This is a genomic window from Sphaerochaeta sp. (genome assembly GCF_050178175.1).
Classification (GTDB): Bacteria; Spirochaetota; Spirochaetia; order Sphaerochaetales; family Sphaerochaetaceae; genus Sphaerochaeta.
In genome coordinates this window covers 1-4,287 of sequence record NZ_JBFXGH010000153.1, presented here as the reverse complement: position 1 = coordinate 4,287, position 4,287 = coordinate 1, and the positions used below count along the sequence as shown (strand labels likewise).

General features: G+C 50.6%; 4 protein-coding genes and 2 pseudogenes. 4 read left to right on the top strand and 2 right to left on the bottom strand.

The genetic code is table 11. The features are described from left to right. Positions 1-290, bottom strand: a pseudogene (locus AB7S66_RS11580) (3-oxoacyl-ACP synthase); the annotation flags it as partial. Between the two features lie 154 nt (positions 291-444). Here AB7S66_RS11580 and accB point away from each other — a divergent pair. From accB to AB7S66_RS11560, 4 genes are read left to right on the top strand one after another with little or no spacing between them, the layout of a single operon-like run. Next, on the top strand, positions 445-894 hold the full coding sequence (gene accB, locus AB7S66_RS11575) for an acetyl-CoA carboxylase biotin carboxyl carrier protein (protein ID WP_428520167.1): 450 nt from the start codon (positions 445-447) through the stop codon (positions 892-894). Beyond that, entirely contained in the window at positions 891-2,213 is a 1,323-nt protein-coding gene (locus tag AB7S66_RS11570) for an acetyl-CoA carboxylase biotin carboxylase subunit (protein WP_428520165.1), read from the top strand. The genes accB and AB7S66_RS11570 overlap by 4 nt, the downstream gene beginning before the upstream one ends. Before the next feature lie 3 nt (positions 2,214-2,216). After that, complete coding sequence (gene accD / locus AB7S66_RS11565; RefSeq protein ID WP_428520163.1) at positions 2,217-2,987, top strand: acetyl-CoA carboxylase, carboxyltransferase subunit beta; 771 nt, start codon at positions 2,217-2,219, stop codon at positions 2,985-2,987. Positions 2,988-2,990: 3 nt separating this feature from the next. Continuing rightward, positions 2,991-3,908 carry a carboxyl transferase domain-containing protein gene (locus tag AB7S66_RS11560; protein WP_428520161.1) on the top strand — a complete coding sequence of 306 codons (918 nt, stop codon included), beginning with the start codon at positions 2,991-2,993 and terminating at the stop codon, positions 3,906-3,908. On the opposite strand, the pseudogene AB7S66_RS11555 reads toward AB7S66_RS11560, so the two are convergent. Beyond that, a pseudogene (locus AB7S66_RS11555) lies at positions 3,905-4,287 on the bottom strand (MATE family efflux transporter); the annotation flags it as partial. The gene AB7S66_RS11560 and the pseudogene AB7S66_RS11555 overlap by 4 nt on opposite strands.

The window sequence follows — 4,287 nt, the reverse complement described above, 5'->3', positions numbered from 1 at the left end:
CAGGCAACGGAAGGAAACCCAGGATAGTCCGGGGTAGCTGTTGCGCAGACGATGCCATCAATTTGGGATGCTTCCCGGTTGTAGCTTGCAAGAAGATCATCGATGGCTTTATAAGCGAGATTACTGGTCGTCTCATCTTCACCGGCAATATGTCTTTCTCTGATTCCAGTGTGACTTTTGATCCACTCATCACTCGTGTCGACCATATGGCTCAGGTCATTATTGGTTACCACCCTCGGCGGTGCGTAACTGCCAAGGGCGGTGATGTGTATTGATTGTGGAGGCTTCAATGGCTCCCTCCTTGGGTATATAACATAAGTATATCATTATTACAATTTTGAAAATAATGTCAATATTGACACTATAACTCTTTGTTGTTATGATTAAATTCGTATGGATGCACTTTTTAAAGCATCCCATCCCCATCTTGTTATGAGGAATATTATGGATAATATTGAACACATGGACCTCCGTGAGGTCCTTACCCTATTTGATTCCAGTACCCTAAGCGAGCTTGAGCTTTCCTGCTCACGCTTCTCACTTAAACTGAAAAGACCGGTAGCTGGTGAGGCTATCGCCCAACCTGTCACGGTCATGGAACCGACCGTTCATGGAGCAGAAACAGCACCAACTGCTACAACCGGCACAGAAGAACTGGAGACCATCACCAGTCCAATTGTGGGAACCTTCTACCTAACCCCAGCCCCAGATGCACCTCCATATGTGAACGTTGGTAGCAAAGTGGAGAGCGGGGACGTTATCTGCACAATTGAAGCAATGAAGCTGATGAACCAGCTTGAGAGTGATTACTCCTGTGAAATTGTGGAAATCCTTGCCAAGCCAGAACAGCTGGTGGAATTTGGACAACCCCTTTTCAAGGTCAAGAAACTATGATCAAGAAAGTGCTCATCGCAAACCGTGCAGAGATTGCGGTACGTATTATCAGGGCGTGCCGTGACCTGGGAATCAAGACTGTTGCTGTCTATTCCACTGCCGATGCCCAAAGTCTGCCTGTTTCCATGGCAGATGAGGCTGTCTGTATTGGGGAAGCACAAACAGACAAGAGTTACCTGAATGTACGGAATATTATTACCGCTGCTTGTGTACTTCGCTGTGATGCCATCCATCCTGGAGTAGGATTCCTCTCAGAAAATGCTGATTTTGCAAAACAGGTGGAGGACGCAGGGCTTGTGTTCATTGGTCCTGAGAGTAAGACGATTGCATTGCTTGGGAACAAGGTTGCTGCACGGCAGGCCGCCCTTGCCGCGGGGATTCCCATTACCCCGGGCAGTAGTGAGGCGCTTGTTGATCTTGCAGATGCAAAGAGAACTGCCGAGCAAATCGGCTACCCAATCATCCTCAAGGCTGCTTCAGGTGGTGGGGGTAGAGGTATGCGTATTGTCAGGAAAGAGGAACAACTCGAGCAGTCCTTGCAGCTGGCCAGAAAGGAGGCTCTTGCCTTCTTTGGGGATTCCTCGGTGCATATGGAACGGTTCCTTGAACAGCCACGTCACGTGGAAATCCAGCTTCTGGCCGATGGCCAGGGCGGTGTGGTTCACCTAGGTGAGCGGGACTGTTCAGTGCAGAAGAATCACCAGAAGTTGCTTGAGGAGAGCCCCTCCCCAATCCTTGATGAAGGACTGAGAAAGGCAATGTGCAATGATTCAGTGCGACTCTTCAAGGAATTGGGCTACCGAGGCGCTGGGACCGTGGAGTTCCTTGTTGAGGGGGAGGCATACTACTTCATGGAAGTGAATGCACGCCTGCAGGTGGAGCATCCGGTAAGTGAACTGGTAAGTTCCCTTGATCTGGTCCAGGCTCAGATCAGGATAGCACAGGGTAAGACATTACCGTTCAAACAGAAAGATATCCGTCTCTCCGGGTATGCCCTTGAGTGTAGGATCAATGCACTTTCTGCTGGGGTGATCACCACACTTCAACTGCCTTCAGGTCCCTTTGTACGAGTGGACTCCCATCTTGAGGCCGGATCCATTCTCAGTCCTTATTACGACTCAATGGTGGCGAAGATCATCATCTGGGCTCCTGACAGGGACCAGGGTATAGCCGTAATGCTCAGGGCATTGGAAGAAGTGAACATCCAAGGGGTGACCACCAATCTGGAAGAGCAAAAACGCCTCATTGCCTCCAAACAGTTCAGGAGTGGTCGCTTCACTACAGACCTCTACCAGAAGGTTTGTGAACAGGAGAAATAACCGATGTCAAACGAAGTTTTGAAACGATGCCCCCAGTGCCAGAAAGATGTACAGGTAGGGGAGTATAAGATTTGCCCATATTGTAATTTTCATTTTCCGCTTACTGTACAAGAACGCCTTTCACTCTTTGCAGATGAAGGATCGTTCAAGGAGATGAGTAGTGGAATGCAGTCGATGAACCCCATCTCACTTGCAGGGTATGAGGAGAAACTGAAAGAGAATCAAAAGAAATCCTCGCTGAGTGATGCTGCCACCATCGGACGTTGTACGGTCGGGGGAAAACCTGTGGTTGTCGGTATCATGTCCTTCGCTTTCATGGGCGGCAGCATGGGTTCGGTAGTGGGTGAGAAAATCACACAGGCCATGATCGAGGGAGCTCTCACCGGGGACCCGGTAATCCTTTTTACTGCCAGTGGTGGTGCCAGGATGCAGGAAGGAATTTTCAGCTTGATGCAGATGGCCAAGACTGCCAGCGCTGCAGCGCTCATGGAAGAAACCCGAACACCTCTGTTTCTTGTCTTGACCAATCCCACCACCGGTGGCGTGACAGCCTCCTTTGCTATGCTTGGGGATGTCATACTCGCAGAACCCGGGGCAATTATTGGATTTGCTGGACCGAGGGTGATCGAGGGAACCATCGGTGAGAAGCTCCCAGAAGGGTTCCAGCGCTCGGAGTTCCAGCTTGAGAAAGGTTTCATCGATTCCATTGTTGAACGCAAGAAGCTGAGAGAGACCCTCTCCTTCCTGATCGAAACCCACACAAGGAGAGACTAATCCATGGCAGAAAAGAAGATACCCGTACTGCAAGAGACGGTAGAACATATTGAATCCATTCTCAGCACCAGCCAGACTTGTGAGGCGAAATCATCATGGGATTGTGTGCTTCTCTCCCGCCAAAGTGGAAGAACCGGGGCGAAGGCCTTCATCGACATGATCTGTGACCAGTTCATGGAGTTGCACGGGGACCGAACCTATGGTGATGATCCTGCTATGATCGGTGGCATTGGAATGGTCGGAGGCAGGGCGGTCACGTTCATCGGGAACCGGAAGGGTGCCAATTTCAGGGAGAATGTTTCCTGCAACTATGGAATGAGTAATCCTGAAGGCTATCGTAAGGCGTTGCGTCTTGCCAAGCAGGCAGAGAAATTCGGCCGTCCCGTGGTCTGTTTCATTGACACCCCTGGAGCATATCCCGGACTTGGGAGTGAGGAGAGGGGAATAGGGGAGGCAATCGCCCAGAACCTGAAGGTGTTCTCAACACTCAAGACCCCAGTGCTCTGTTTTATCATTGGAGAAGGTGGTAGTGGAGGAGCCTTGGGTATCGGCATCGGGGATAAGCTCTATATGCTGGAGAATGCAGTCTATTCAGTCATTACCCCTGAAGGATTTGCTTCCATCCTGCTTCGTGACCCATCGAAAGCCAAGGAGGCAGCTGAGGCCATGAAGATGACCAGCCGGCATCTGAAGGAGTTCGGGGTCATCCATGACATCATTGAGGAAAAGAGCCCGAAGGAGACAGCCCAGTTGATCAAGGAAACCATAATTCGTGACCTTGACAACCTCTGCAGCAAGCCGCCTGAACATCTGGTACGGTACCGGTTGAAAAAGATTCGTGGTATCGGGGAAGTCAGGGGGGGAAAGGAGTGGTGGCAACCGCTTCTTGAGGTTTTCGCCAAGACACAAAGCTTCCGTTAAATGGATTGTGCATTCTTCTCAAGGTCCCGGATACCCGGGATGAAGAAGACGGCGGTCAGCAGGGAAGAGAGCAAATCGGAAACAGGTGCTGAATAGAGAATACCCTGCAATCCAAAGAAGTGTGAGAAGAGCAGGATGGAAGGAATGAGAAAGAACCCCTGTCTTGAGAGTGTGAGCAGGAGTGCGATCCTGCTCTTGCCAATTGCCTGGAAAAAGTTCCCTGCGATGATCTGAAACCCTACCAACGGGGTAAGCAGGAACCAACGTGTCAGGGCAAAGGTTCCCAGCTCGAGCAGTGCCGGGTCACGGTTGAACATTGCAACCATGGTGGTTGGGAAGAATCGAGTAGCTAGGTATCCTACCATGATCAAAGCGGTGG

Bases quoted from the DNA above. Each gene is read 5' to 3' on its own strand.
- AB7S66_RS11560 (WP_428520161.1), top strand. From the start codon at position 2,991: ATGGCAGAAAAGAAGATACCCGTACTGCAAGAGACGGTAGAACATATT.
- accD (WP_428520163.1), top strand. From the start codon at position 2,217: ATGTCAAACGAAGTTTTGAAACGATGCCCCCAGTGCCAGAAAGATGTA.
- accB (WP_428520167.1), top strand. From the start codon at position 445: ATGGATAATATTGAACACATGGACCTCCGTGAGGTCCTTACCCTATTT.
- AB7S66_RS11570 (WP_428520165.1), top strand. From the start codon at position 891: ATGATCAAGAAAGTGCTCATCGCAAACCGTGCAGAGATTGCGGTACGT.